Here is a 24,115-nt window from a genome sequence, read left to right as displayed (position 1 = left end):
TCAGGCAGCCCCGGCGTTCCCGTCCTGCACGAGCGCGTACGTCTGGTGCGCGATCTCCAGTTCCTCGTCCGTCGGCACGACGGCCACCGCGACCCGTGCGCCCTCGGGCGAGATCAGCCGCGGCGCGTCGGACCGTACGGCGTTCAGGCCGCCGTCGACGGCCAGGCCCAGGGCGTCCAGGCCCGCGATCGCGGCCTCGCGCACCGGGGCCGCGTTCTCCCCGACGCCGGCCGTGAAGACGACCGCGTCCACCCGGCCCAGTACCGCGTAATACGCGCCGATGTACTTCTTCAACCGGTGTATGTAGATGTCGAAGGCGAGCTGTGCCGGTGAGGCGTCCGCACCGCCCCCGTCGATACGGCGGCGGATCTCCCGCATGTCGTTGTCACCGCACAGTCCGAGCAGACCGCTCTTCTTGTTGAGCAGAGTGTCGATCTCGTCCGTGGACATTTCGCCAACGCGCATCAAATGGAAGATGACCGCCGGATCCACGTCTCCGGAGCGCGTACCCATCACGAGCCCCTCCAAGGGCGTCAGCCCCATGGAGGTGTCCACGCACCGGCCGCCCTCGACCGCCGACGCCGACGCGCCGTTGCCCAGGTGCAGCACGATGACGTTCACGTCCTCGGGGGCCCGCCCGAGCAGCTCGGCGGCCTTGCGGGACACGTACGCGTGCGAGGTGCCGTGGAAGCCGTACCGGCGGATGCGGTGCTCGTCCGCGGTCTTCACGTCGATGGCGTAGCGGGCCGCGGACTCCGGCATCGTCGTGTGGAACGCCGTGTCGAAGACGGCGACCTGGGGGAGGTCGGGACGCAGCGCCTGGGCGGTACGGATGCCGGTGAGGTTGGCCGGGTTGTGCAGCGGCGCCACCGGGATGAGGCGCTCGATCTCGGCGAGGACCGCGTCGTCGACGACGGTCGGCCGGGTGAACTTCCGGCCGCCGTGCACGACCCGGTGGCCGATCGCGGCCAGTTCGGGGGAGTCCAGCCCGAGCCCGTCCCTCGACAGCTCCTCGGCGACGGCCTTCAGCGCGGCCTCGTGGTCGGCGATCCGTCCTTCGCTCTCGCGGTTCTCGCCGCCCGTGGCCAGCGGGGAGTGCTTGAGCCGGGAGCTCTCCTCGCCGATGCGCTCGACCAGGCCCGCGGCCAGCCGGCTGCCGTCGCTCATGTCGAGCAGCTGGTACTTCACCGAGGACGAGCCGGAGTTGAGGACGAGGACGCGGGTGGCGCTCACTGGACGGGAACCTTCGGGGTCGGAGTCGCGGTGGGGGTGGCGTCGGGGGCGGGGGCCTCGTGCGCCGGGGCGGCCGGGGGCTGTGCCTGGGCCTGGATCGCGGTGATGGCGACCGTGTTCACGATGTCCCCGACGAGCGCGCCCCGGGACAGGTCGTTGACCGGCTTGCGCAGGCCCTGGAGGACCGGTCCGACGGCGATCGCGCCGGCGGAGCGCTGCACGGCCTTGTACGTGTTGTTGCCGGTGTTGAGGTCCGGGAAGATCAGCACGGACGCCTGCCCGGCGACCTTCGACCCCGGCAGCTTGGTCGCCGCGACGGACGGCTCGACGGCCGCGTCGTACTGGATCGGCCCCTCGATGCTCAGATCGGTCCGCCGGGAGCGGACCAGCTCGGTGGCCGTCCGCACCTTGTCGACGTCCGCGCCCGAGCCGGACGTGCCCGTCGAGTACGAGAGCATCGCGATCCGCGGCTCGACACCGAACTGCTCGGCGGTGGCGGCGGCCTGGATGGCGATGTCGGCCAGTTGCTCCGCGTCCGGGTCGGGGTTGACCGCGCAGTCGCCGTACACGAGGACCTTGTCGGCGAGGCACATGAAGAAGACCGAGGAGACGATCGACGCCTCCGGCTTGGTCTTGATGATCTCGAAGGCGGGGCGGATGGTGGCCGCCGTGGAGTGCACCGACCCCGAGACCATGCCGTCGGCGAGGCCCTCCTGGACCATCAGCGTGCCGAAGTAGTTCACGTCCGAGACGACGTCGTACGCCAGCTCGACGGACACGCCCTTGTGGGACCGGAGTTCGGCGTACCGCTCGGCGAAGCGGTCGCGCAGCTCGGAGGTCTGCGGGTCGATCAGCTGGGCGGCGCCGAGATCGATGCCGAGGTCGGCGGCCTTCTTGCGGATCTGGTCGACGGGACCGAGCAGGGTGAGGTCGCAGACACCGCGGCGCAGCAGCACCTCGGCGGCGTGCAGCACGCGCGGCTCGGTGCCCTCGGGCAGCACGACGCGCCGCTTGTCGGAGCGGGCCTGCTCCAGGAGCTTGTGCTCGAACATCATCGGCGTGACACGGCCGCTGCTGGGCGCCGAGACGCGCTTGAGGAGGCCGCCGGTGTCCACGTACCGCTCGAAGAGGCCCAGCGCCGTCTCCGCCTTGCGGGGCGTGGCGGCGTTCAGCTTGCCTTCCATGGCGAAGAGTTCGGACGCCGTGAGGAAGGAGCCCGTCTCGACGGCGACCACCGGGGTGCCGGGGGCCAGGCGGGCGGCGAGGGTGAGGACGAGGTCGCTCGGGCGCTCGTTCAGGGTGAGCACCACGCCCGCTATCGGCGGGGTGCCGGCGCTGTGCGCGGCGAGGGCGCCCACCACGAGGTCGGCGCGGTCGCCGGGGGTGACGACCATGCAGCCCGGGGTCAGCGCGCCCAGGAAGTTCGGCAGCATCGCGCCGCCGAACACGAAGTTCAGGGCGTCGCGGGCGAGCCCCGCGTCGTCGCCGAGGAGCACCTTGCCGCCGAGGGCGTGGGTGATCTGGGCGACCGTCGGCGCGGAGAGCGCGGGCTCGTCCGGCAGTACGTAGCAGGGCACGGGGAGGCGGTTGTCGAGCAGGTCGTGGATGTCCCCGCGGTCGGCGGGGGCGACCCGGTTCACCACCATCGCGAGGACGTCGCAGCCCAGGCCGTCGTAGGCGCGGAACGCGTTGCGGGTCTCCGCGAGCACCGACTCCACGGTCTGCTTGCGGCCGCCCACCACGGGGATCACGGACGCGCCGAACTCGTTCGCCAGGCGGGCGTTGAGCGCCAGCTCGTCCGGGAACTGGGTGTCGGCGTAGTCCGTACCGAGGACGAGGACCACGTCGTAGTCGCGGGCCACCGCGTGGAAACGGTCGACGAGCTGCGAGACCAGTTCGTCGGTGCCCTGCTCGGCCTGGAGCGCGGACGCCTCGTGGTAGTCCATGCCGTAGACCGTCGCCGGGTCCTGCGCGAGGCGGTAGCGGGCGCGCAGCAACTCGAAGAGCCGGTCGGGTCCGTCGTGGACGAGGGGGCGGAACACCCCCACCCGGTCCACCTGGCGGGTCAGGAGCTCCATGACTCCCAGCTCGATGACCTGGCGGCCGTCACCTCGGTCGATCCCGGTCACGTACACGCTGCGCGTCACGCGTGCTCTCCGTTTCCTCCGATGTCGGTAAAAACGCAGCCGACGTCGCCGGCTGAGCCCTCTTGACAATACCTCCGGGCATGGCTAAGGCGCCCGTCAGCCCAAGGGCGGACAGGCGCTCCGGAGGGGCGGAGGAGAGGCTCGGGGGGCTTGGCGGGGGCGTGAGAAGGGCGCGTCAGCGGTCGCGGGGGCGCGAAGGGTGCGGACAGCGGCCCCCTGTGGCCCATGAAACAATCGGACTGGCTCTCAGGCACCCCAGGAGACACGGCCCCACAGCGAGCAGGAGACACAGCACGATGCGTATCGGAGTTCTTACCGCAGGCGGCGACTGTCCGGGACTGAACGCCGTCATCCGGTCGGTCGTGCACCGGGCCGTCACCAACTACGACGCCGAGGTCGTCGGCTTCGAGGACGGCTACGCGGGACTGCTCGAAGGCCGCTACCGCAACCTCGACCTGGACGCCGTCAGCGGCATCCTCGCCCGCGGCGGCACCATCCTCGGCTCCTCCCGGCTCCAGCGCGACCGCCTCCGCGAGGCCTGCGAGAACGCGCAGGACATGGCGCGCGAGTTCGGTATCGACGTACTGATCCCCATCGGCGGCGAGGGCACGCTCACGGCGGCGCGGATGCTGTCGGACGCGGGCCTGCCCGTCGTCGGCGTCCCCAAGACCATCGACAACGACATCTCCTCGACGGACCGCACCTTCGGCTTCGACACCGCCGTCGGCGTCGCGACCGAGGCGATGGACCGCCTCAAGACGACCGCCGAGTCCCACCAGCGGGTGATGGTCGTCGAGGTCATGGGCCGCCACGCCGGCTGGATCGCCCTGGAGTCCGGCATGGCCGCCGGCGCCCACGGCATCTGCCTGCCCGAGCGCCCCTTCGACCCGGCCGACCTCATCAAGATGGTCGAGGAGCGCTTCGCGCGCGGGAAGAAGTTCGCGGTCATCTGCGTGGCCGAGGGCGCGCACCCCGCCACGGGCAGCATGGACTACGGCCACGGCGAGATCGACCAGTTCGGCCACGAGCGCTTCCAGGGCATCGGCACGGCACTGGCGTACGAGCTGGAGCGCCGCCTCGGCAAGGAGGCCAAGCCGGTCATCCTCGGCCACATCCAGCGCGGCGGCACACCGACCGCGTACGACCGGGTCCTCGCCACGCGCTTCGGCTGGCACGCGGTGGAGGCGGCGCACCGCGGCGAGTTCGGCCGGATGACCGCGCTGCGCGGCACGGACGTCGTGATGGTCCCGCTGGCCGAGGCGGTCACGGAACTGAAGACGGTCCCGAAGGACCGGATGGACGAGGCGGAGTCGGTCTTCTAGCCGACAGCCGACTTCACCCGTCGCCGTACCTCTCGGCCTCGCGTCGGATCGTCGACCAGAAGCGGTCGACGATCCGGTCCAGGAAGTCGCGGCCCGCGTCGTCGGCCTCGGCCGCCGCCGCGCCGCCGCCCCAGCTCAGGGTCGGCACCATCCGCCCCTGGTACTCGGTGTGCAGGGCCCGCAGCGCGTGCCCCACGATCCGCCGCTCCAGCGTCAGCAGCTTGCCCACCGGGCGGACGTACGCCTGCCAGCGGGTCGTCACCGCGCCGCGCAGCATCATCGCCAGCTTGGGCTCGCGGCCGGTGACCGTGACGTGGTCCGCGAGTGAGAGGTCGAGCACCCGGGCGAGCGCCGCCGACTGCCGTTCGCTGCCGCGCCATTCGTCCGCCTCCTCCATCCGTACGTACGCGAGGAGTTCGAGCCCGACGGCGCGTGCGACGTCCTCGGCCGGCAGGCCGCGTGCGATCCGGTGCTCGCGCAACGTCCGCGGCGCGCCGATGAGTTCGCCGGGGGAGCACCACAACACGCCCGCGAGGGCTGTCAGTTCACCGTTACCGGGTGTGACCAGGCCCCGCTCCCAGGCGTCGACCAGGTCGGGTGTCACATGAGGCAGTCCGAACGAGGTCCGTATCCCGTACGCGACATGCTCGGGACCCATGCCGAGGGCGATACGCAGTTTCCGGGCGGCCGGGGCGTCGAAGGGCGGGGTGGGCTGCGGGGCCGACTGTTGGTGCACGGGCACAACGTATGGGCGCGGGGCTGCGGTGACTACGGTCTGTTCGGCCAGGCTCACGGATTGTGTGAACCTACTATTTCGGACAGTTGTCCAGGGAACGCGTGCATAGACCGGCGGGCTCGGACCGTGGCGTACGCCCGGGTCCGCAGCCACGGCTCATGCGCGCCGACCGGCTCCGGCATGCGCCATGAGCAGCGTCGAAGGGCATATGCGAGACGGGTGTGTCGGAGGTGGAGCGCGGGCTTCCGCGGGGGTGCCGACGGGCGGCCGTTGACAGGTGTCATGCCCTCCCGGGGGTCCCGGCGGGTGCGGCGGTGGCGAAGGGCCCCGCCATCGCGCGGCGCGAACCATTCGGTGGGCGAAGTGCCCACGGACGGTGACTGGAGCCGTCGTCGGCGCAAGGGCGGCGCAAGGGCGTCGCGGCGCCGGTACAGCGGTGGCGCGAGGGCGGCACAGCGGTGGCACAGGCCCCGCACGGGCGCCGCACAGGCCCACTGAGGGTCGCAGAGGGATAACCCTCGGATCATCCGTCCGGGACTGACATGTACAGGCCAACGGTGTCATGGTTCCCCCAGCCACGGCCCCCGGCTTCCCCCACAGCCTGCCCGCGGTCACGGTCCCGCACCCCCTGCTCAGCTCGTCCCGGGCAGCACATCCCGTCTGTCCGGGCTGTCACCGGCCGCCCCTCCGTGGCCGTCGCAGTAGGAGTACGAGTGAGACGAATCCCCCGCCAGGCGGCCGCAGCCGGAGCCCTGGTGGCCACCGCAGCCCTCCTCGCCGTCGGTGTGCAGACGGTCCCCGCGGCCGCCGAGCCCGCCGCCCCCCACCCGAGCCCCGTGCGCAGCGGGGGCCTCACGGCCGACCTGACCCCGGCCCAGCGCACCGCGCTCATCAGGAGCGCGGCGAAGAGGACCGGCGCGACGGCCGACTCCCTGGGCCTCGGCGCCAAGGAGAAACTGCTCGTCAAGGACGTCGTCAAGGACAACGACGGCACGCTCCACACCCGCTACGAGCGCACCTACGCCGGACTCCCGGTCCTCGGCGGCGACCTGGTCGTGCACACCCCGCCCGCCTCCGTGGCCAAGGGGACGGTGAGCACCACCTTCGCCGGTAAGCGGACCCTCAAGGTCTCCTCCACCACCGCGACCTACACCAAGTCGGCCGCCGAGACCAAGGCCCTCAGGGCCGCCGAGGCCCTGGACGCGCAGGACCCCACCGCCGACAGCGCCCGCAAGGTGATCTGGGCCGGTGACGGCACCCCGAAGCTCGCCTGGGAGACGGTCGTCGGCGGCCTCCAGGACGACGGCACCCCCAGCAGGCTGCACGTCGTCACCGACGCGGGCACGGGGGCGAAGCTCCACGAGTTCCAGGACGTCAAGACCGGCACCGGCAACAGCCAGTACAGCGGCACGGTCACCCTGAACACCACGCTCTCCGGGTCGACGTACCAGCTGTACGACACCACCCGCGGCGGGCACAGGACGTACTCGCTCAACAACGGCACCTCGGGCACCGGCACCCTGATGACCGACGCGGACGACGTGTGGGGCACCGGGTCCGGCTCCAACACCCAGACCGCCGGCGTGGACGCCGCCTACGGCGCCCAGACGACCTGGGACTTCTACAAGAACACGTTCGGGCGCAGCGGCATCAAGAACGACGGCGTCGCCGCCTACTCCCGCGTCCACTACAGCTCGGCGTACGTCAACGCCTTCTGGGACGACGACTGCTTCTGCATGACGTACGGCGACGGCTCGGGCGGCACCCACGCGCTGACCTCGCTCGACGTGGCCGGCCACGAGATGAGCCACGGCGTCACCTCCAACACCGCGAACCTCAACTACACCGGTGAGTCCGGCGGGCTGAACGAGGCGACCTCCGACATCTTCGGCACCGGCGTCGAGTTCTACGCCGCCAACTCCAACGACGTCGGCGACTACCTCATCGGCGAAGAGATCGACATCAACGGCGACGGCACCCCGCTGCGCTACATGGACGAGCCCGACAAGGACGGCGGCTCCTCCGACAGCTGGTACTCCGGCATCGGCAACCTCGACGTCCACTACTCCTCGGGCCCCGCGAACCACATGTTCTACCTGCTCTCAGAGGGCAGCGGCAGCAAGGTCATCAACGGCGTCAGCTACAACAGCCCGACCTCCGACGGTGTCGCCGTCGCGGGCATCGGCCGCGCCGCCGCCCTGCAGATCTGGTACAAGGCGCTGACGACGTACATGACGTCGACGACGAACTACGCGGGCGCCCGCACCGCCGCCTTGAACGCCGCCACCTCGCTGTACGGGGCCAACTCGACCCAGTACGCGGGCGTCGCGAACGCCTTCGCCGGGATCAACGTGGGCAGCCACGTCACCCCGCCGACCGGCGGCGTCACCGTCACCAACCCCGGCAGCCAGTCCTCCGTCGTCGGCACCGCCGTCAGCCTGCAGATCTCGGCGAGCAGCACCAACAGCGGCTCCCTGTCCTACGCCGCCACCGGGCTGCCCACCGGCCTGTCGATCAGCAGCTCCGGCGCGATCACCGGGACACCGACCGCCGCCGGGACCTACAGCACCACGGTCACCGTCACCGACAGCACCGGCGCCACCGGCACGGCGTCCTTCACCTGGACCGTCAGCTCCACCGGCGGCGGCACCTGCACCTCGGCGCAACTGCTCGGCAACGCGGGCTTCGAGTCCGGGAACACCACCTGGACCGCCACCAGCGGTGTCATCACCAGCGACACCGACCAGGCGGCCCACGGCGGTTCGTACAAGGCGTGGCTCGACGGGTACGGGTCCACGCACACCGACACGCTGTCCCAGTCGGTGACCATCCCCGCCGGCTGCAAGGCGAGCTTCACCTTCTGGCTGCACATCGACAGCGCGGAGACCTCCACGAGCACCGCCTACGACAAGCTCACCGTGACCGCGGGCTCGACCACCCTGGCCACCTACTCCAACCTCAACAAGGCCACGGGGTACGTCCAGAAGACCTTCGACCTGTCCTCGTACGCCGGCTCCACCGTCGCCCTGAAGTTCAGCGGCGTGGAGGACACCTCACTGCAGACCAGCTTCGTCGTCGACGACACGGCCGTGACGACCAGCTGACACCAGCCCGGAGCGCTGGGCGGGGCGGTCAGCCCTTGACCGCCCCGCCCAGCGCGAACCCCCCGCCCAGCTTCCGCGCCACCAGCACGTACAGCAGGATCACCGGCGTCGAGTAGATGATCGAGAACGCGGCCAGCTGTCCGTAGACCACCGTGCCGCGGTTGCCGAAGAAGTCGTTGATGCTCACCGAGGCCGGCATCTGCTCCGGCGAGAGCAGCAGCATGAAGGGGACGAAGAAGTTCCCCCACATCGCCACGAACGAGAAGACGGTCACCACCGCGATCCCCGGGCCCATCAGGGGCAGCACGACCCGCAGCAGCGACTGGAACGACGACGCCCCGTCCGTCCAGGCCGCCTCCTCCAGCTCCTTCGGCACGCCGTCCATGAAGTTCTTCATCAGCCAGATGGCGAACGGCAGTTGGGACGCGGTGAAGAAGAAGATCGTGCCCTGCATGGTGTCGATCAGATTCACCTGCACGAACAGCGCGTACACCGGAACCATGATCGCCGTGATCGGCAGACTCGTCGCGAAGATGATGGTGAGGAGGAACGGGCGGTTCAGCCGGGACCGGAACCGCGACAGCGGATACGCGGCCAGCGCCGCGCAGACCACCGTCAGCAGGGTCGCGCCGCCGCACAGGATCAGACTGTTGAGCAGCGGTGTGAAGGTGATGTCCGGCTTCAGGACCGCGTCGAAGTTGTCGAGCGTGACCCCGTCCGGCAGCTTCACCTTCAGCCCGGCCCGCGGGTCCAGGGAGGACAGGATCACCCAGGCCAGCGGCAGCACGAAGGCCGCCGCGACGAACAGGAGGCTCGCATCGGCCGCGTAACGGCGGTTGGCACGGCGGGAGTTGAGAGTCGTACGCGCGGCCATCTCAGACCTCCGTCCGCAGCAGGCGCAGATAGACCAGGGAGAAGAGGGAGCCGACCACCAGCAGGAGGAGGGCGACGGCGGTCCCGTAGCCGATCATGCTCTTCTGGAAGGCCTGCTCGTACATGAACAGCGGGAGGGTCTGGCTGCGGTTTCCCGGGCCGCCCCTCGTCATCACCCAGATCAGCCCGAACACCGACAGGGTCTGCAGGGTGTTGAGCATCAGGTTCGTGCCGATGGAACGGCGGATCATCGGCAGCGTGATGTGCCACATCCGGCGCCAGCCGCCCGCGCCGTCCACCTCCGCCGCCTCGGTGATCTCCTTGGGGATCTCGTTCAGGGCGGCCGAGTAGACCAGCATCGAGAAGGCCGTGCCGCGCCACACGTTCGCGAACGACACCGCCAGGATCGGCAGCGTGAACAGCCAGTTCTGGGACGGCAGATGCAGCCAGTCGAGGATCGCGTTCAGCGTGCCCTCGCGACGGAAGAAGGCGTACAGGAGGAAGCCGGCCACGACCTCGGGCAGCACCCAGGCCGTGACGACGATCCCGCCGGTGAGCGTACGGATCGGCTTCGACGCCCGCTGCATCAGCGCGGCCAGGGCCAGGCCCAGCGTGTTCTGGCCGACGATCGAGCTGAGGAACGTGAAGACGAGCGTCAGCCATACGGCGTTGAGGAACGCGTCGTCCTTGAAGGCCGTACGGAAGTTGTCGAACCCGGTGAAGGACGACTCGGCCTGGCCGGTGAGCTGCAGATCGGTGAAGGCGATGTAGGCGCAGTACGCGATCGGGCCGGCCAGGAACAGGACGAGGATGACGACGGCGGGGGTGACGGGGAGGGCCCGGGTGAGGGTGCGCAGCCGTGGAGCGCGGGTGTTCCCGCTCTCCTTGACGACCACCGTGCGCTCACCGGGACCGGCTCCCCGCTGACTTACGACCACACTGTGCTCACTTCTCGCCTTGCTGCGCTCACTTCTTGATGACCTGGTTGTCCGTGACCGACTTCAGTTCCTCGTCGTAGCCCTTGGCCGCCTCCGCGACCGAGCTGTCGCCCGTCGTCACGCCCTCCATCGCCTCCTGGATGGCCGTGGAGACCTTCGGGTACGCGGGGTAGGCCGGGCGGTAGTGGGTGTTCGCCACCAGGCCCGTGAAGAACTCGATGCCGGGCTGCGCCTTCGCGTACGCCGGGTCCTCGGCCACGTCCGTGCGCACCGCGATACCGGAGTTGGCGATGTACCACTTCTGGGCGTTCGCCTTCGTCTGCATGGTCTTGATGAACTCGAAGGCCAGGTCGGGGTTGGCCGCCTTGCTCGGGATGGCCCAGGTCCAGCCGCCCGACATGCTCACCTTCCCGGGTGACTGACCGGCCTGCGTGGGCATGTACGCGAGGCCCAGCTTCTCCGACCACTCCGGCCACTCGTGGCCGCTGCCCTTCAGCCAGTCCTGCGGGAGCCAGGAGCCGTCGAGGTTGATGCCGAGCTTGCCCTCGGGGAGGAGTTCACCGCGGACGCTGGTCGCGAAGTTCGGGTCGAGGGCGTCCGAGACGTCCGGGCCGAGCTTCTCCTTGAAGACCGTCTCGACGAACTCCAGCGAGTCCTTGAACCCCTGGCTGCCGGTGATCCACTTCTTGGACGCGGTGTCGTACAGCGGGCTCTCGGTGGCGCCGGTGGCCGTCCCGTACAGGAGCATCTCGAAGCCCTGCATGGTGGCCGCCTCGCCCGCGGGCTTGCCCGTGTACACGTTCATGGGCGTGACGTCCGGGACCTTCTCCTTGATCGTGCGGGCCGCGTCGAGGATGTCGTCCCAGTTCCTCGGCTGCCAGTCCGCGGGCAGGCCGGCCTGCTTGAAGATGCCCTTGTCGAACCAGAGGCCCCGGGTGTCCGTGCCGTCCGGGACGCCGTACGTCTTCCCGTCCTCCGCCTGCGCCGCCGACTTCGCCGTGTCGATGAACTGGCCCCAGTCGTCCCACTTGCCGAGGTACGGGTCCAGGGGCTTGAGGTAGCCGCTCGTGATGTCGGAGTTGATGAGGAAGGTGTCCTCGTAGACCAGGTCGGGCGCCGTCTTGGGGGAGCGGAGCATCTGCTGGAGCTTCGTGTAGTACTCCGAGTCCGGGGCCTTGATCGGGACGAGCTTGACCTCCTTGCCCGGGTTGGCCTTCTCGAACTCCGCCTTGATGTCCGCGAGATAGGTGTCCATGACACGTACGGAGTTGTCGGTCGACTGTTTGTAGGAGATCTCCACGGTGTCCGGATCGCTGCCGGAACCGCTGCCGCAGGCGGTGAGCGCGGAGGCGGCGAGCAGGGTCGCGAGAAGGAACGGAGTGGGGGTGGGACGCACGGGTACGACCTCCTGCCGGCCGACGTCTTTGTGGCCGTTGTTCGATGGCCCGAACGTAAGAGGAGTGGTCGCGTCAGGTCAATGACCTTGCGCGACTGCTCCGTTACGGTCGTGTCTCATCGCGGCCATTCGTGGCCATTCGCGCCCGGTCGCGGCCCGTAGGTGTCCTGTAGCTCCGCGTAGTCCCTCATATCGCCCGAATGCCCGACTGCCCGATCGTTCGGTCCCCTGAACTGGTCACCCCTTCACCCACCGGTACTGCAGCTCGGGGCGGCCCACCTGCCCGTACTGAGGGCTGCGGCCCGCGCGGCCCGCGTCCACCAGATGCTCCAGATAGCGGCGGGCCGTGATCCGCGAGATACCGACGGCCTCCGCGACGCCCGTCGCCGTCAGCCCCTCGGCGCGGTCGCGCAGCGCGCGCGTGACCTTCTCCAAGGTGGGCGCGCTCAGGCCCTTCGGCAGGGCGGCCGGGCCCGGCGCCCTCAGCGTGGCCAGGGCCCGGTCGACCTCGTCCTGACCACTGGCCTCGCCTGCGGCGGCATGGAACTCGGCGTAGCGGATGAGGCGGTCGCGGAGGGTGGCGAAGGTGAAGGGTTTGAGCACGTACTGCACGACGCCGAGTGACACGCCCTCCCGTACGACGGTGAGGTCGCGCGCGGACGTCACCGCGATCACGTCCGCGTGGTAGCCGGCGGCGCGCAGCGAACGGGCCAGTTGCAGGCCGTGGCCGTCCGGGAGGTGGAGGTCCAGGAGGAGGAGGTCCACGGGGGTGCGGTCCAGTGCGCGTCTCGCCTCCGCGCCGGTGTGGGCCTTGCCCACCGCGGTGAATCCGGGCACGCGGTCCACGTACAGGACGTGCGCGTCCGCGGCGACCGGGTCGTCCTCTACTACCAGGACGCGGATGTCCTGCCCGGGGGAGGGCGTGCTCATGGGGTGCCTCCGTGTGGTGTGGGCGGGGGTTGGGTTTCGGCGCCGGCGCTGGCGCTGGCCGCTGATCCGGGGTTGGTTTTCGGGTGCGGGTTGGTGGGGGCTGGTCGCGCAGTTCCTCGCGCCCCTGGGGGGTGGAGGGGGTCGGGGTTGGGTTCGGGGTGCGGGTCGGTGGGGGCTGGTCGCGCAGTTCCCCGCGCCCCTTTGGGGCGGAGGGGGTCGGGGTCGGTTTTGAGGTGCGGGTTGGTGGGGGTTGGCTGCGCTGTTGCTCGCGTGCCTGCAATGCCCGTTGCTCGCGCCCCTTCAGGGGGTGGGGCTGTGGATGGTAGGGGGAGGCGGGCCTCGAAGGATGCGCCGCCCCCGGGGGCCTCCGTCATCGTCAGGGTGCCGGCGTGGCGGGACACCGCCTGGCGGACCAGGGCCAGGCCCAGGCCGCGTCCGCCAGGACCCGACGGCTTTGTCGACCAGCCGCGCTGGAAGACCTCCTCCGCGTGGGCCGGGTCCACCCCCGCCCCGGTGTCCGTGACCCGCAGGACGAGACCCGTCGTGTCCGCGAGCGCGGTGACGGTGACCCGGGCGCCCACCGAGCCCTGCGCCGCGTCCACGGCGTTGTCGATCAGATTGCCCAGGACCGTCACCAGGTCACGGGCGGTGAGGGAGGCCGGGAGCAGGCCGTCGTCGATGCTGCTGTCCTCGGAGACGACCAGTTCCACACCGCGCTCGTTCGCCTGCGCCGTCTTGCCCAGCAGCAGCGCGGCGAGCACCGGCTCGCTGACCGCCGCCACGACCTGGTCGGTCAGGGCCTGCGCCAGCTCCAGCTCGGCCGTGGCGAAGTCGACCGCCTCCTCGGCCCGCCCCAGCTCGATCAGCGAGACGACCGTGTGGAGCCGGTTCGCGGCCTCGTGCGCCTGCGAGCGCAGCGCCGTCGTGAAACCCCGCTCGGAATCCAGCTCGCCCATCAGGGACTGCAGCTCCGTGACATCGCGCAGGGTCACGACCGTGCCCCGGCGCTCACCGCCCGACACCGGCGAGGTGTTCATGACCAGCACCCGCGACTCGGTGAGATACACCTCGTCCACCCGCGGCTCGCCCGACAGCAGCGCCCCCGTCAGCGGAGCGGGCAGTTCCAGCTCCGCCACCGAGTGGCCCACCACGTCACGGCGCACCCCCAGCAGCTCACGCCCGCCGTCGTTGATCAACGCCACCCGGAACTGCCCGTCCAGCATCAGCAGCCCCTCGCGCACCGCGTGCAGCGCGGCCTCGTGGTAGTCGTGCATCCGGCTCAGCTCGGCCGCGTTCATCCCGTGGGTGGAGCGCCGCAGCCGGGCGTTTATGACGTACGTACCGATGGCGCCCAACGCCAGCGCCGCCGCGGCCACCCCGAACAAGGCCTTGACCTGGCCCTCGACCCGCGCGCTGATCTCGTCGACCTTGATCCCCGCACTGACCAGACCGACGATCCTGTCGTCGTCGCCCACCCCGTCACGGATCGGCGTGACCGCCCGCACGGACTCGCCGAGCGTCCCGGTGTACGTCTCGGTGAAGGACTGGCCCAGCAGAGCCCGGTCCGTGTGCCCGAGGAAGTGCTTGCCGATCAGCTCCTCGTTGGGATGGGTCCAGCGGATGCCCTCGGGGTTCATGATCGTGACGAAGTCGACCTGCGCGCCGCGCGTCACCGCCTGCGCGTACGGCTGGAGCGTCGTCGTCGGGTCCGCGGTGCGGATGGCCTCCCGTACCGAAGGGGAGTCCGCGACCGAACGCGCCACCCCCATGGCCTGGCGGCCCGCCGCGTCCTCGGCCTGGCTGCGGTCGCTGATGTACGTGAAGAGCGCGCAGCCCGCGACCACGACGGCGACGAGCACGGCCTGCATGGCGAAGAGCTGCCCGGCCAGGCTGCGAGGACGTGGGGCTCGGGGGAGGCGCATGGCAACAGTGTGCCCGCCAGGAAATGTGTGAACGAAATGAACGGAAGGGTGACCGCCCTCACACGCCGGGAGATAGTCACCGACAACCCCCGGACGTGAGCCGCACGCCGGATGATGCCGACGACGTCGTCAAGGAGGGCAGCCGTGACCAGCACACCCGATACGGCACCTGCCGCTCCCGCAGCCAAGCGGGACCGCACGCACTATCTGTACATCGCGGTGATCATCGCCGTGGCCGCCGGTATCGCGGTGGGTCTGATCGCCCCCGATTTCGCGGTGAAGCTGAAGCCGATCGGTACCGGCTTCGTGAACCTGATCAAGATGATGATCTCGCCGATCATCTTCTGCACGATCGTCCTGGGCATCGGCTCGGTACGCAAGGCCGCCAAGGTCGGCGCGGTGGGCGGCATCGCGCTCGGCTACTTCGTGGTCATGTCGTTCGTCGCGCTCGCCATCGGCCTGGTCGTCGGCAACATCCTGGAGCCCGGGACGGGCCTCGCGGTGACCGACGCGATCAAGGACGCCGGCCAGGGGCAGGTCGTCGAGGCCAAGAACACCGAGGAGTTCCTGCTCGGGATCATCCCCACGACGATCGTCTCCGCGTTCACCGGCGGCGAGGTCCTGCAGACCCTGCTCATCGCGCTGCTCACCGGCTTCGCGCTGCAGGCCATGGGCTCCTCCGGTACGCCCATCCTGCGCGGCATCGAGCACATCCAGCGCCTGGTCTTCCGCATCCTCGCCATGGTGATGTGGGCGGCGCCCATCGGCGCGTTCGGCGCGATCGCGGCGGTGACCGGCTCCGCGGGCGTGGACGCCCTCAAGAGCCTCGCCGTCCTGATGCTCGGCTTCTACGTCACCTGCTTCCTCTTCGTCTTCATCGTGCTCGGCGCGCTGCTGCGGATCGTCGCGGGCCTGAACATCTTCCTGCTGCTCAAGTACCTGGGCCGGGAGTTCCTGCTCATCCTCTCCACCTCCTCCTCGGAGTCCGCGCTGCCGCGGCTCATCGCGAAGATGGAACACCTGGGTGTCAGCAAGCCGGTGGTCGGCATCACCGTTCCGACCGGCTACTCCTTCAACCTCGACGGCACCATGATCTACATGACCATGGCCTCGCTGTTCATCGCCGACGCCATGGGTACGCCGATGGCGATCAGCGAGCAGATCCCGCTGCTCCTCTTCCTGCTGGTCGCCTCCAAGGGCGCGGCGGGAGTCACCGGCGCGGGTCTGGCCACGCTGGCGGGCGGCCTCTCCTCCCACAAGCCGGCACTGGTGGACGGCATCGGCCTGATCGTCGGCATCGACCGCTTCATGAGCGAGGCGCGCGCCCTGACGAACTTCGCGGGCAACGCGGTGGCGACGGTCCTCATCGGTACGTGGACCAAGGAGATCGACCGGCCCCGGGTGGACGAGGTGCTCGCGGGGCGGATTCCGTTCGACGAGACGACGTTGCTGGACGACGGCCACGGGGGTCCTGCGGACGGCTCCGCCGTTGTGCCGGATCAGCCTGAGGCGGGCGACAAGGAGCTGGCGAAGGCGTAGCGCTCCGCTGCCCGCACCCAAGCCACTTCCCCGGCCGCCGGCGGCCGCCCAGGTTCCCCCCCACCTGGTCGGCCGCCGGCGGCTTTTCGCCAAGCCATGGACGGGTGCGCGTACGGTGCGGGTCCGGTGGGGGCGGGCCGCGCAGTTCCCCGCGCCCCTAAAAGTGGGGCTGCGCCCCTTTAGGGGCGCGGGGAACTGCGCGAGCAACCCCCACCGGACCCGCGCGTTGCATACGGCCGGTGGCACCACACCCCCAGGGGCGCGGGGAACGGCGCAACAAGCCCCTTCCGGGCCGGGAGCCTTGCCTTGACGTCGGCGGCAACGCTTAGCGTCGTGGCATGCGAATCGGCGAGCTGGCCGAGCGGGCCGGGACCACCACGCGCACGCTCAGGTACTACGAGTCGCGGGGCCTGCTGCCCGCGCGGCGCGGGAGCAACGGCTACCGCACGTACGACGAGGACGATCTGAAACTGCTGCGGCAGATCAGGACGCTGCAGGACTTCGGGTTCGAGCTGGAGGAGACGCGGCCCTTCGTGGAGTGCCTGCGGGCGGGTCACCCGCAGGGCGACGCCTGCCCGGCCTCGCTCGCCGTGTACCGGCGCAAGCTGGGCGAACTCGACGCGCTGATCGACGAGTTGCGCTCGGTACGCGAGCAGGTCGGCGGGCAGTTGGCGCGCGCCGAGCGGGCGATGGGCGAGCTGGCGTCGGAGGCGGCGGTTCCGGGCGGTCCGGAACCCGTATGCGAACTGGAAGGGCGGACGGGGTGATCAAGGCAGTGGGTGTGGCCGAGGTGACGGACGACAGCTTCGAGGCGGAGGTGATCGGGGCACAGCTGCCCGTGCTGGTGGAGTTCACCGCGGACTGGTGCCCACCGTGCCGGCAGATCGCGCCGGTGCTGAGCGCCGTCGCAGCCGAGGAGGGCGACCGGCTCAAGGTGGTGCAGCTGGACGTGGACACGAACCCGCAGACCACGAACGCGTACGGGGTGCTGTCGATGCCCACGCTGATCGTGTTCCGCGACGGGCAGCCGGTGAAGTCGATGGTGGGCGCGCGTCCCAAGCGACGGCTCCTGGAGGAGCTGGCGGACGTGCTCTGAGGCACCCCGACGGATTCTGGCGGACGGCATAAAGAAATCCCCCGCGGCCAATTGCCTGCGGGGGATTTCTTTGCGTATATTGAATGGTTCGCGACTTGCGAAAACAAAGTCACGAAGAAGTTCACTGTGCACAGTATATCCGGCCGGGAGCGGAATTGTCAAACAGGACCTCGAACACCACCAATGGATTGCCGGACGATGAATTGCGCCGTGAGCAGGAATTCATCGACGACCTGTACGCGCGCGTCGACGCGTTGCGCGGCGGCACCGAGGACTCGGTGACCGACGCCCTCGCGCAGGGCAGCACCCCCATGCAGGCCCGCCTCGAACGGGACGTCCTCGTCGCCGAACGCTCCGGCCTGCTCGCCGCGCTGAACGCGGTGGACGGCTCACTCTGCTTCGGCCGCATCGACCTCGCCGACCCCTCCGACTCCCCGCCCTCTGCCACCTCCTCCGGTGCCACCCACCACATCGGCCGTATCGGCATCCGCGCCGACGACACCGAGCACACCCCGATCCTGATCGACTGGCGGGCCCCGGTCGCCCGCCCCTTCTACCTCGCCACCGGCCACACCCCCATGGGCCTGCGCCGACGTCGGCACATCACCACCGAGGGCCGTACCGTCACCGCGCTGCACGACGAGATCCTCGACCTCGGCGACCAGATGCGTACCGGCCACGAGGACCCGACCGGCGACGCCGTACTGCTCTCCGCGCTCAACTCCGCGCGCACCGGCCGCATGAGCGACATCGTGCAGACCATCCAGGCAGAGCAGGACCGCATCATCCGCGCCCCGCACCGCGGCATCCTGGTGGTGGAGGGCGGCCCCGGCACCGGCAAGACGGTCGTCGCGCTGCACCGGGCGGCGTACCTCCTCTACGAACACCGGGAGCTGCTCGCCAAGCGGGCCGTCCTCATCGTCGGCCCGAACCCCGCCTTCCTCGGCTACATCGGCGAGGTGCTGCCCTCGCTCGGCGAGACGGGCGTCCTGCTGGCCACCGTCGGCGAGCTGTTCCCCGGTGTACGGGCGACCGCCTCCGACACCCCCGAGGCGGCCGCCGTGAAGGGCCGCGCCGACATGGCGGACGTCCTCGCCGCCGTCGTACGCGACCGGCAGGCGCTGCCCGACCCGGTGATCGCCATCGAGCACGACCGGGACATCCTGATGCTCGACGCCGGTCTCGTGGGCGTCGCCCGCGACCGCACCCGTGAGGCGCGGCTGCCGCACAACGTGGCCCGCGAACACTTCGAGGGACACATCTTCAACACCCTCACCGACATGGTGGCCGAACGGATCGGCACGGACCCCTTCGACGGCACGAATCTCCTCGACCCCAGCGACATCACGCAGATCCGCGACGATCTCGCCGAGAACCCCGAGGTCTGGGCCGCCATCGACCGGCTGTGGCCGCGCGTCACCCCGCGGCGCCTCGTCGCGGACTTCCTCGCCGAGCCCGACGCGTACCTCACCGTGGCGGACGCGGAGGCGGTACGCCGTCCGGTGACCCGGGCCTGGACGACCTCCGACGTCCCCCTCCTCGACGAGGCCGCCGAACTCCTCGGCGAGGACGACCGGACGACGCGCGCCGCCGCCGAGCAGGAACGCGACCGGCAGGTCGCCTACGCACAGGGCGTCCTCGACGTCTCCTACGCGTCCAGGACGTACGAATTCGAGGACATCGACGCCGAGGACGCGGAGGTCCTCTCCGCGCACGACATCATCGACGCCGAACGGATGGCCGAACGCCACGAGGAGGACGACCACCGCAGTGCCGCCGAACGGGCCGCGGCCGACCGGACCTGGGCGTTCGGGCACATCATCGTCGACGAGGCGCAGGAGCTGTCACCGATGGCCTGGCGACTGCTGATGCGGCGCAGTCCGACGCGGTCGATGACCCTCGTCGGGGACCCGGCGCAGACGGCCGAGGCGGCGGGTGTGGGCTCCTGGTCGGAGATCCTGGCCCCTTACGTCGAAGACCGCTGGGAGCACACCCGTCTCGCCGTCAACTACCGGACGCCGTCCGAGATCATGGACGTCGCCGCGGCGGTACTCCGTGCGGAGCACGCGGACTTCGAGCCGCCGAGTTCCGTGCGGTCCACGGGGGTGCGGCCCTGGGCCCGGCGGACGTCCGACCTCGCCGGGGCGGTGGAGAAGGCCGTCGCCGATCTCACTCCCGTCGAGGGGCGGCTCGCGGTGATCGCGCCGCGGGCGCTGCACGGGGTGCTGGCCGCGCGGATCGACGGGGTCGTGGCGGGGGAGTCGCCCGATCTCACGCTCGGGGTCGTGCTGCTCGATCCGCGGCAGGCGAAGGGGTTGGAGTTCGATGCGGTGTTGGTGGTGGAGCCGGGGGCGTTCGGTACGAGCGACTTGTACGTGGCCCTGACCCGAGCGACCCAGTCCCTGGGCATCGTCCACACGACCCCACTCCCGAAGCCCTTGGCAGAGTCCTTCTGACCTTTTCTCGCCCCCGCCGCCCCTACCCGTTCCCGTCCACGTATGGGGGCTGCGCCCCCTCGCCCCCCGTATCGCGCTTCGCGCTCGTCCTCAAACGCCGGACGGGCTGAAAACGTTTCAGCCCGTCCGGCGTTTGAGGACCGGGGGTTCGGGGGCTGGCCCCCGAGTCGTTGACGGGAACGGGTAGGGGCGGCGGGGGCGAGGGAATCCGGGCCTACGCCGGGCGCAGCCACAGTGTCGAGAGTGGTGGCAGCGTCACGCGGATGCTGGACGGGCGGCCGTGCCAGGCCAGCGCGTCCGGCTTCACGGGGTCGGCGTTCGCGACGCCACCCCCGCCGTACCGCTCGGCGTCCGTGTTCAGCACCTCGTGCCACGCAGGCACATCATCCGGCACCCCGAGCCGGTACTCGTGCCGCACGACGGGGGAGAAGTTGGAGACCGCGAGCAGCGGCACCCCGTCCGCCCCGAAGCGCAGGAACGCGAAGACGTTGTCCTCGGCGGCGTCCCCGGCGACCCACCCGAACCCGGCAGGGTCGGTGTCGAGTTCCCACAGCGCCGGCATCTCCCGGTACACCCCGTTGAGGTCGCGGACGAGATCACGTACACCCCGGTGGTCGGCCTCGGCCCCGTACGACGGGTCGAGGAGCCACCAGTCGGGCCCGTGCGCCTCGGACCATTCGGCGCCCTGCGCGAACTCCTGGCCCATGAAGAGGAGCTGCTTGCCGGGGTGGGCCCACATGAAGCCGAGGTAGGCGCGGTGGGTGGCCCGCTGCTGCCACCAGTCGCCGGGCAGCTTCGACACCAGCGACCGCTTGCCGTGGACGACCTCGTCGTGGGAGATGGGCAGGACGTAGTTCTCGCTGTACGCGTACACCATCGAGAACGTCATCTCGTGATGGTGGTACTTGCGGTGCACCGGCTCGTGGGAGACGTAGTCCAGCGAGTCGTGCATCCAGCCCATGTTCCACTTCAGGCCGAAGCCGAGACCGCCGAAGCCGCCGGGCCCGATGTGGTGGGTGGCCCGGGTGACGCCGTCCCACGCGGTCGACTCCTCGGCGATGGTGACGACACCGGGCTCGCGCCGGTAGACGGTGGCGTTCATCTCCTGGAGGAAGGCGACCGCGTCGAGGTTCTCCCGGCCGCCGTGGACGTTGGGCGTCCACTGGCCGGCCTCGCGCGAGTAGTCGAGGTAGAGCATGGAGGCGACCGCGTCGACGCGCAGTCCGTCGATGTGGAACTCCTCGCACCAGTACACGGCGTTGGCGACGAGGAAGTTGCGCACCTCTCGGCGCCCGTAGTCGAATTCGAGGGTTCCCCAGTCGGGGTGCGCGGCCCGCAGCGGGTCCTCGTGCTCGTACAGGGGACGTCCGTCGAACTCGGCCAGCGCCCACTCGTCGCGCGGGAAGTGCGCGGGCACCCAGTCCATGATCACGCCGATGCCGGCCCGGTGCAGCGCGTCGACGAGGTACTTGAAGTCGTCGGGGGTGCCGAGCCGGGCGGTGGGCGCGTAGAAGCCGGTGACCTGGTAGCCCCAGGAGCCGCCGAAGGGGTGCTCGGCGACCGGCATCAGCTCGACGTGCGTGAAGCCGAGGTCGGAGATGTAGACGGGCAGCTGCTCAGCAAGCTGACGGTACGTCAGGCCGGGTCGCCAGGACGCCAGGTGGAGTTCGTAGACCGAGAAGGGTGCCTCGTGTGCGGGGCGGTCGGCACGGCGGGCCATCCACTCCTCGTCCTGCCACTCGTGACGCGAGGTGTGGATGACCGACGACGTGGCGGGCGGCAGCTCCGTGCGCCGCGCCATCGGGTCGGCGCGCATCGTCTTCGTCCCGTCGGGGCGGGTGATCTCGAACTTGTACAGCTCGCCCTCCCGCACACCGGGGGCGAACAGCTCCCACACCCCGGAGGAGCCCAGCGAGCGCATCGGGAAAGCGGTCCCGTCCCAGAAGTTGAACGACCCCGAGATCCGTACCCCGCGGGCGTTCGGCGCCCAGACCGAGAAGCGGGTGCCGGACACGCCCTGGTGCTCCATCGGCTCCGCGCCGAGCATCGTCCACAGCTGCTCGTGGCGCCCCTCCCCGAACAGGTGCAGATCGAGGTCGCCGAGCGTGGGCAGGAAGCGGTACGCGTCCTCGACGTCCTGGACCGCGCCCTCGTACTCCACCGTCAGCCGGTACTCCGGGACCTCCCGCAGCGGCAGCACGGCGGAGAAGAACCCGTCCCCGTCGTCGTGCAGTTCGGCCCGCAGCCCTTCGGCGACGACGGTCACGGCGAGCGCGTACGGCCGCAGCACCCGGAAGACCACACCGTCCGGCACGGGGTGGGCCCCGAGCACGGCGTGCGGATCATGGTGCGCGCCGCCGAGCAGCCGTTCCCGGTCGGCCCGGTCCAGCACGGCCAGCGACCGCACCTCCTGGACGGGCTCCGGAACCGGTACGGGCGTGACGGGCGTGACGGGCATGGCAGACAGGGCGGGCGTGGCAGAAGGGGTGGAGGCGTCGGCGGGCGTGACGGGTGCGGGCTCCGTGACCTCGGCCCGGACGTCGGCCAGGACCTCGGCCCGGACGTCCTCCACCACCGGCTCGGCCTTCACCTTGTCGGCGGCCTTGTCGGCAGCCTTGCCGGTGACCTTGGCCTTGTCTGCGGCCTTGTCGGCGGCCTTGGCCTTGGCCTTCGAGCTCTTCGGCTTCTTGGCGGGCGGGTTCGGGCGGGGCGTCACGGGCGGAGCCTCCTCGGCACAGTGAGAGGTGGAGCGGGGCAGGTCGGGGCGGTCAGGACGGTTCGGGAAGGGCCAGCCGGCGGACTGCCGCCATCGGCACGGGCAGCCAGTCGGGCCGGTGCCGTGCCTCGTAGACGACTTCGTAGATCGCCTTGTCGGTCTCGTACGCGCGCAGCAGCACCGGATCCGTACGCGGATCACGCCCGCCGGCCTCGGCGTAACCGGAGCAGTACGCGGCCCGGCACGCGTCCGCCCAGCCGGACACGGCGGAGACCTGGGTCCCCTCGGCCCGGAGCGAGTGCGCGGCGTAGTCGAAGGAGCGGAGCATGCCGGCCACGTCCCGCGCGGTCGGCTGGGGCAGGCGCCGCTCGGCGAGCGGCTTGGAGGGCTCGCCCTCGAAGTCGATCAGCGACCAGCTGCCGGACGGCGACCGCAGACACTGGCCCAGATGCAGGTCACCGTGGATCCGCTGGGCCGTCCACGTCTGGCCCTCGCCCGCCAGATCGGCGAGCGCGTCGAAGGCGGACCGCAGGCCGGGCGCGTACGGCAGCAGTGAGGGCACGGTCTGGACGGCCGCCGTCAGCCGCTCGGTCATCCCCTCCGCGAGCACTTCCATCTGCGCGCGTCCCATGGTCACCTCGGGCAGCGCGCGGGCCAGCGCGGTGTGCACCTCGGCCGTGGCCCGGCCGAGCGCCCGCGCCGCACCGCTGAAGTCCTCACCCTTGGCCATCTCGCGCAGGGCCAGGTCCCAGCCGTCCGAGGCGCCCTGGAGGAAGGGCTGCAGGACGCCCAGGACGTACGGGTCGCCGGGATCGCCCTGGCCGGGGCCGAGGGAGTCGGCGGGCAGATCCGCGAGTATCCAGCCGGCCGGTGCCGGAACCCGTGCGCAGCCCGCGCGGGCCAGTGCCAGCGGCAGTTCCAGATCGGGGTTGATCCCGGGCACGATCCGGCGCAGGAGCTTCAGGATGAACGTATCTCCATAGACGAGAGAAGAGTTCGACTGCTCGGCGGTGACCAGGCGCGGCACCAGATCGCTCCGGATCTCCTGCGCCATGTCCCGCTCGAAGCGCAGCTCACCGAGGTGCGCCCGTTCCCGCAGGGCCTCCAGGAGGACATCGGCGGGCCGCGGGTCGTGCAGTGCCTCGTACACGGTCAGTCCGGCCAGGGGCCCCTGTGTCGGATGGCCGATCAGTGCGGGTGCCAGCCGTGGCGGCAGTGTCTCGCGCACGCCGAGCAGCAGCTGGTAGCAGTCGGCCGGATACGCGGGCGCGCTCTGCGTGGGCACGAGCGGCTGATGGGCCCGTACGAGCAGATGGAGCAGGCCCAGTCCGGAGTTCAGGGGCAGCACCTCGGTCGCCGAGACCAGGGAGAACCCGGTGACGGGACGGCCTTTTCCCGCGAACCACCGCTGCCGTGGAAGCCACTCGCGCAGCAGTGGATCGAGGGACGCGAGAAGGCCGGGGCTCGTCGAAGCGGAGGGCACTGAGTGGGTGACGGCTTCGGACATGGCGTCGCGTCCTTTCCCCGGAGTCGGGGTGTTACTACTGCGTGCCCAGGGCGGGGCGGGGGAAACCGCCCCGCCGTCCGTTGTACGTGCCCGTCGGGGCCGGGTCCTAGATGGCGTCCTTGCGGAGGCGGAACCAGTAGAAGCCGTGGCCGGCGAGGGTGAGGAGGTAGGGGAGTTCGCCGATGGCGGGGAAGCGGACG

Annotated in this window: 16 protein-coding genes and 1 pseudogene; 6 read left to right on the top strand and 11 right to left on the bottom strand. The window is 70.5% G+C overall.

Translation table 11 applies throughout. The features are described 5' to 3' along the window. Together C6Y14_RS36775 and pta are read right to left on the bottom strand one after the other, a co-directional pair. The gene (locus tag C6Y14_RS36775; RefSeq protein WP_107021247.1) at positions 1 to 1,233 is read right to left on the bottom strand and encodes an acetate kinase; all 1,233 of its coding nucleotides are present in this window, start codon (positions 1,231 to 1,233) and stop codon (positions 1 to 3) included. Further along, positions 1,230 to 3,380: a phosphate acetyltransferase gene (gene pta, locus C6Y14_RS36770; RefSeq protein WP_107021246.1), complete on the bottom strand. Its 2,151-nt coding sequence runs from the start codon at positions 3,378 to 3,380 to the stop codon at positions 1,230 to 1,232. Before pta ends, C6Y14_RS36775 begins: the two co-directional genes overlap by 4 nt. A gap of 296 nt (positions 3,381 to 3,676) precedes the next feature. Between pta and C6Y14_RS36765 the strand changes: the two genes are divergently transcribed. Continuing rightward, a complete protein-coding gene (locus tag C6Y14_RS36765; RefSeq protein ID WP_107021245.1) occupies positions 3,677 to 4,702 on the top strand; it encodes an ATP-dependent 6-phosphofructokinase in 1,026 nt (341 codons plus the stop codon). Positions 4,703 to 4,715: 13 nt separating this feature from the next. Here C6Y14_RS36765 and C6Y14_RS36760 read toward each other — a convergent pair whose 3' ends face one another. Beyond that, positions 4,716 to 5,438, bottom strand: a complete 723-nt coding sequence (locus tag C6Y14_RS36760) for a helix-turn-helix domain-containing protein (RefSeq protein WP_404828879.1) — start codon at positions 5,436 to 5,438, stop codon at positions 4,716 to 4,718. Positions 5,439 to 6,151: 713 nt separating this feature from the next. On the opposite strand from C6Y14_RS36760, the gene C6Y14_RS36755 reads away from it, so the two are divergent. Next, the gene (locus tag C6Y14_RS36755; protein ID WP_199854994.1) at positions 6,152 to 8,542 is read left to right on the top strand and encodes a M4 family metallopeptidase; all 2,391 of its coding nucleotides are present in this window, start codon (positions 6,152 to 6,154) and stop codon (positions 8,540 to 8,542) included. Between the two features lie 28 nt (positions 8,543 to 8,570). On the opposite strand, the gene C6Y14_RS36750 is transcribed toward C6Y14_RS36755, so the two are convergent. The 5 genes from C6Y14_RS36750 to C6Y14_RS36730 form a co-directional block, all read right to left on the bottom strand. Continuing rightward, a complete protein-coding gene (locus C6Y14_RS36750; protein WP_107021243.1) occupies positions 8,571 to 9,416 on the bottom strand; it encodes a carbohydrate ABC transporter permease in 846 nt (281 codons plus the stop codon). A 1-nt stretch (position 9,417) separates the two neighbouring features. Continuing rightward, complete coding sequence (locus tag C6Y14_RS36745) at positions 9,418 to 10,311, bottom strand: carbohydrate ABC transporter permease (RefSeq protein WP_225891473.1); 894 nt, start codon at positions 10,309 to 10,311, stop codon at positions 9,418 to 9,420. Between the two features lie 70 nt (positions 10,312 to 10,381). After that, the gene (locus C6Y14_RS36740) at positions 10,382 to 11,749 is read right to left on the bottom strand and encodes an extracellular solute-binding protein (RefSeq protein WP_107021242.1); all 1,368 of its coding nucleotides are present in this window, start codon (positions 11,747 to 11,749) and stop codon (positions 10,382 to 10,384) included. 237 nt (positions 11,750 to 11,986) lie between these two features. Beyond that, positions 11,987 to 12,679, bottom strand: a complete 693-nt coding sequence (locus C6Y14_RS36735) for a response regulator (RefSeq protein WP_107021241.1) — start codon at positions 12,677 to 12,679, stop codon at positions 11,987 to 11,989. Further along, positions 12,676 to 14,601 (bottom strand): sensor histidine kinase, encoded by a 1,926-nt coding sequence (locus C6Y14_RS36730; protein WP_107021240.1) that lies wholly within the window; start codon positions 14,599 to 14,601, stop codon positions 12,676 to 12,678. The genes C6Y14_RS36735 and C6Y14_RS36730 overlap by 4 nt, the downstream gene beginning before the upstream one ends. A 144-nt stretch (positions 14,602 to 14,745) precedes the next feature. Here C6Y14_RS36730 and C6Y14_RS36725 point away from each other — a divergent pair, with 144 nt between their 5' ends. From C6Y14_RS36725 to C6Y14_RS36710, 4 genes are all read left to right on the top strand, one after another. Continuing rightward, a complete protein-coding gene (locus tag C6Y14_RS36725) occupies positions 14,746 to 16,140 on the top strand; it encodes a cation:dicarboxylate symporter family transporter (protein WP_107021239.1) in 1,395 nt (464 codons plus the stop codon). A gap of 338 nt (positions 16,141 to 16,478) precedes the next feature. Beyond that, positions 16,479 to 16,907, top strand: a complete 429-nt coding sequence (locus C6Y14_RS36720) for a MerR family transcriptional regulator (RefSeq protein WP_107021238.1) — start codon at positions 16,479 to 16,481, stop codon at positions 16,905 to 16,907. Then, complete coding sequence (gene trxA / locus C6Y14_RS36715; RefSeq protein ID WP_318658080.1) at positions 16,904 to 17,236, top strand: thioredoxin; 333 nt, start codon at positions 16,904 to 16,906, stop codon at positions 17,234 to 17,236. The genes C6Y14_RS36720 and trxA overlap by 4 nt, the downstream gene beginning before the upstream one ends. Before the next feature lie 203 nt (positions 17,237 to 17,439). Beyond that, entirely contained in the window at positions 17,440 to 19,692 is a 2,253-nt protein-coding gene (locus C6Y14_RS36710) for a HelD family protein (RefSeq protein ID WP_225891472.1), read from the top strand. 214 nt (positions 19,693 to 19,906) lie between these two features. On the opposite strand, the gene glgB is transcribed toward C6Y14_RS36710, so the two are convergent. From glgB to C6Y14_RS45760, 3 genes and pseudogenes are all read right to left on the bottom strand, one after another. Next, positions 19,907 to 22,408, bottom strand: coding sequence for a 1,4-alpha-glucan branching enzyme (glgB, locus tag C6Y14_RS36705; protein WP_107021235.1), 2,502 nt, complete (start codon positions 22,406 to 22,408; stop codon positions 19,907 to 19,909). A gap of 52 nt (positions 22,409 to 22,460) precedes the next feature. Then, positions 22,461 to 23,915 carry a maltokinase N-terminal cap-like domain-containing protein gene (locus tag C6Y14_RS36700; protein WP_107021234.1) on the bottom strand — a complete coding sequence of 485 codons (1,455 nt, stop codon included), beginning with the start codon at positions 23,913 to 23,915 and terminating at the stop codon, positions 22,461 to 22,463. A gap of 106 nt (positions 23,916 to 24,021) precedes the next feature. Then, positions 24,022 to 24,115 (bottom strand): annotated as a pseudogene (locus C6Y14_RS45760) (alpha-glucosidase C-terminal domain-containing protein); the annotation flags it as partial.

The organism is Streptomyces dioscori (assembly GCF_003024195.1).
Taxonomy (GTDB): Bacteria; Actinomycetota; Actinomycetes; order Streptomycetales; family Streptomycetaceae; genus Streptomyces; species Streptomyces dioscori.
Note: the sequence above shows the minus strand (reverse complement) of the source record. Positions and strands in the feature narration are given on the sequence as shown.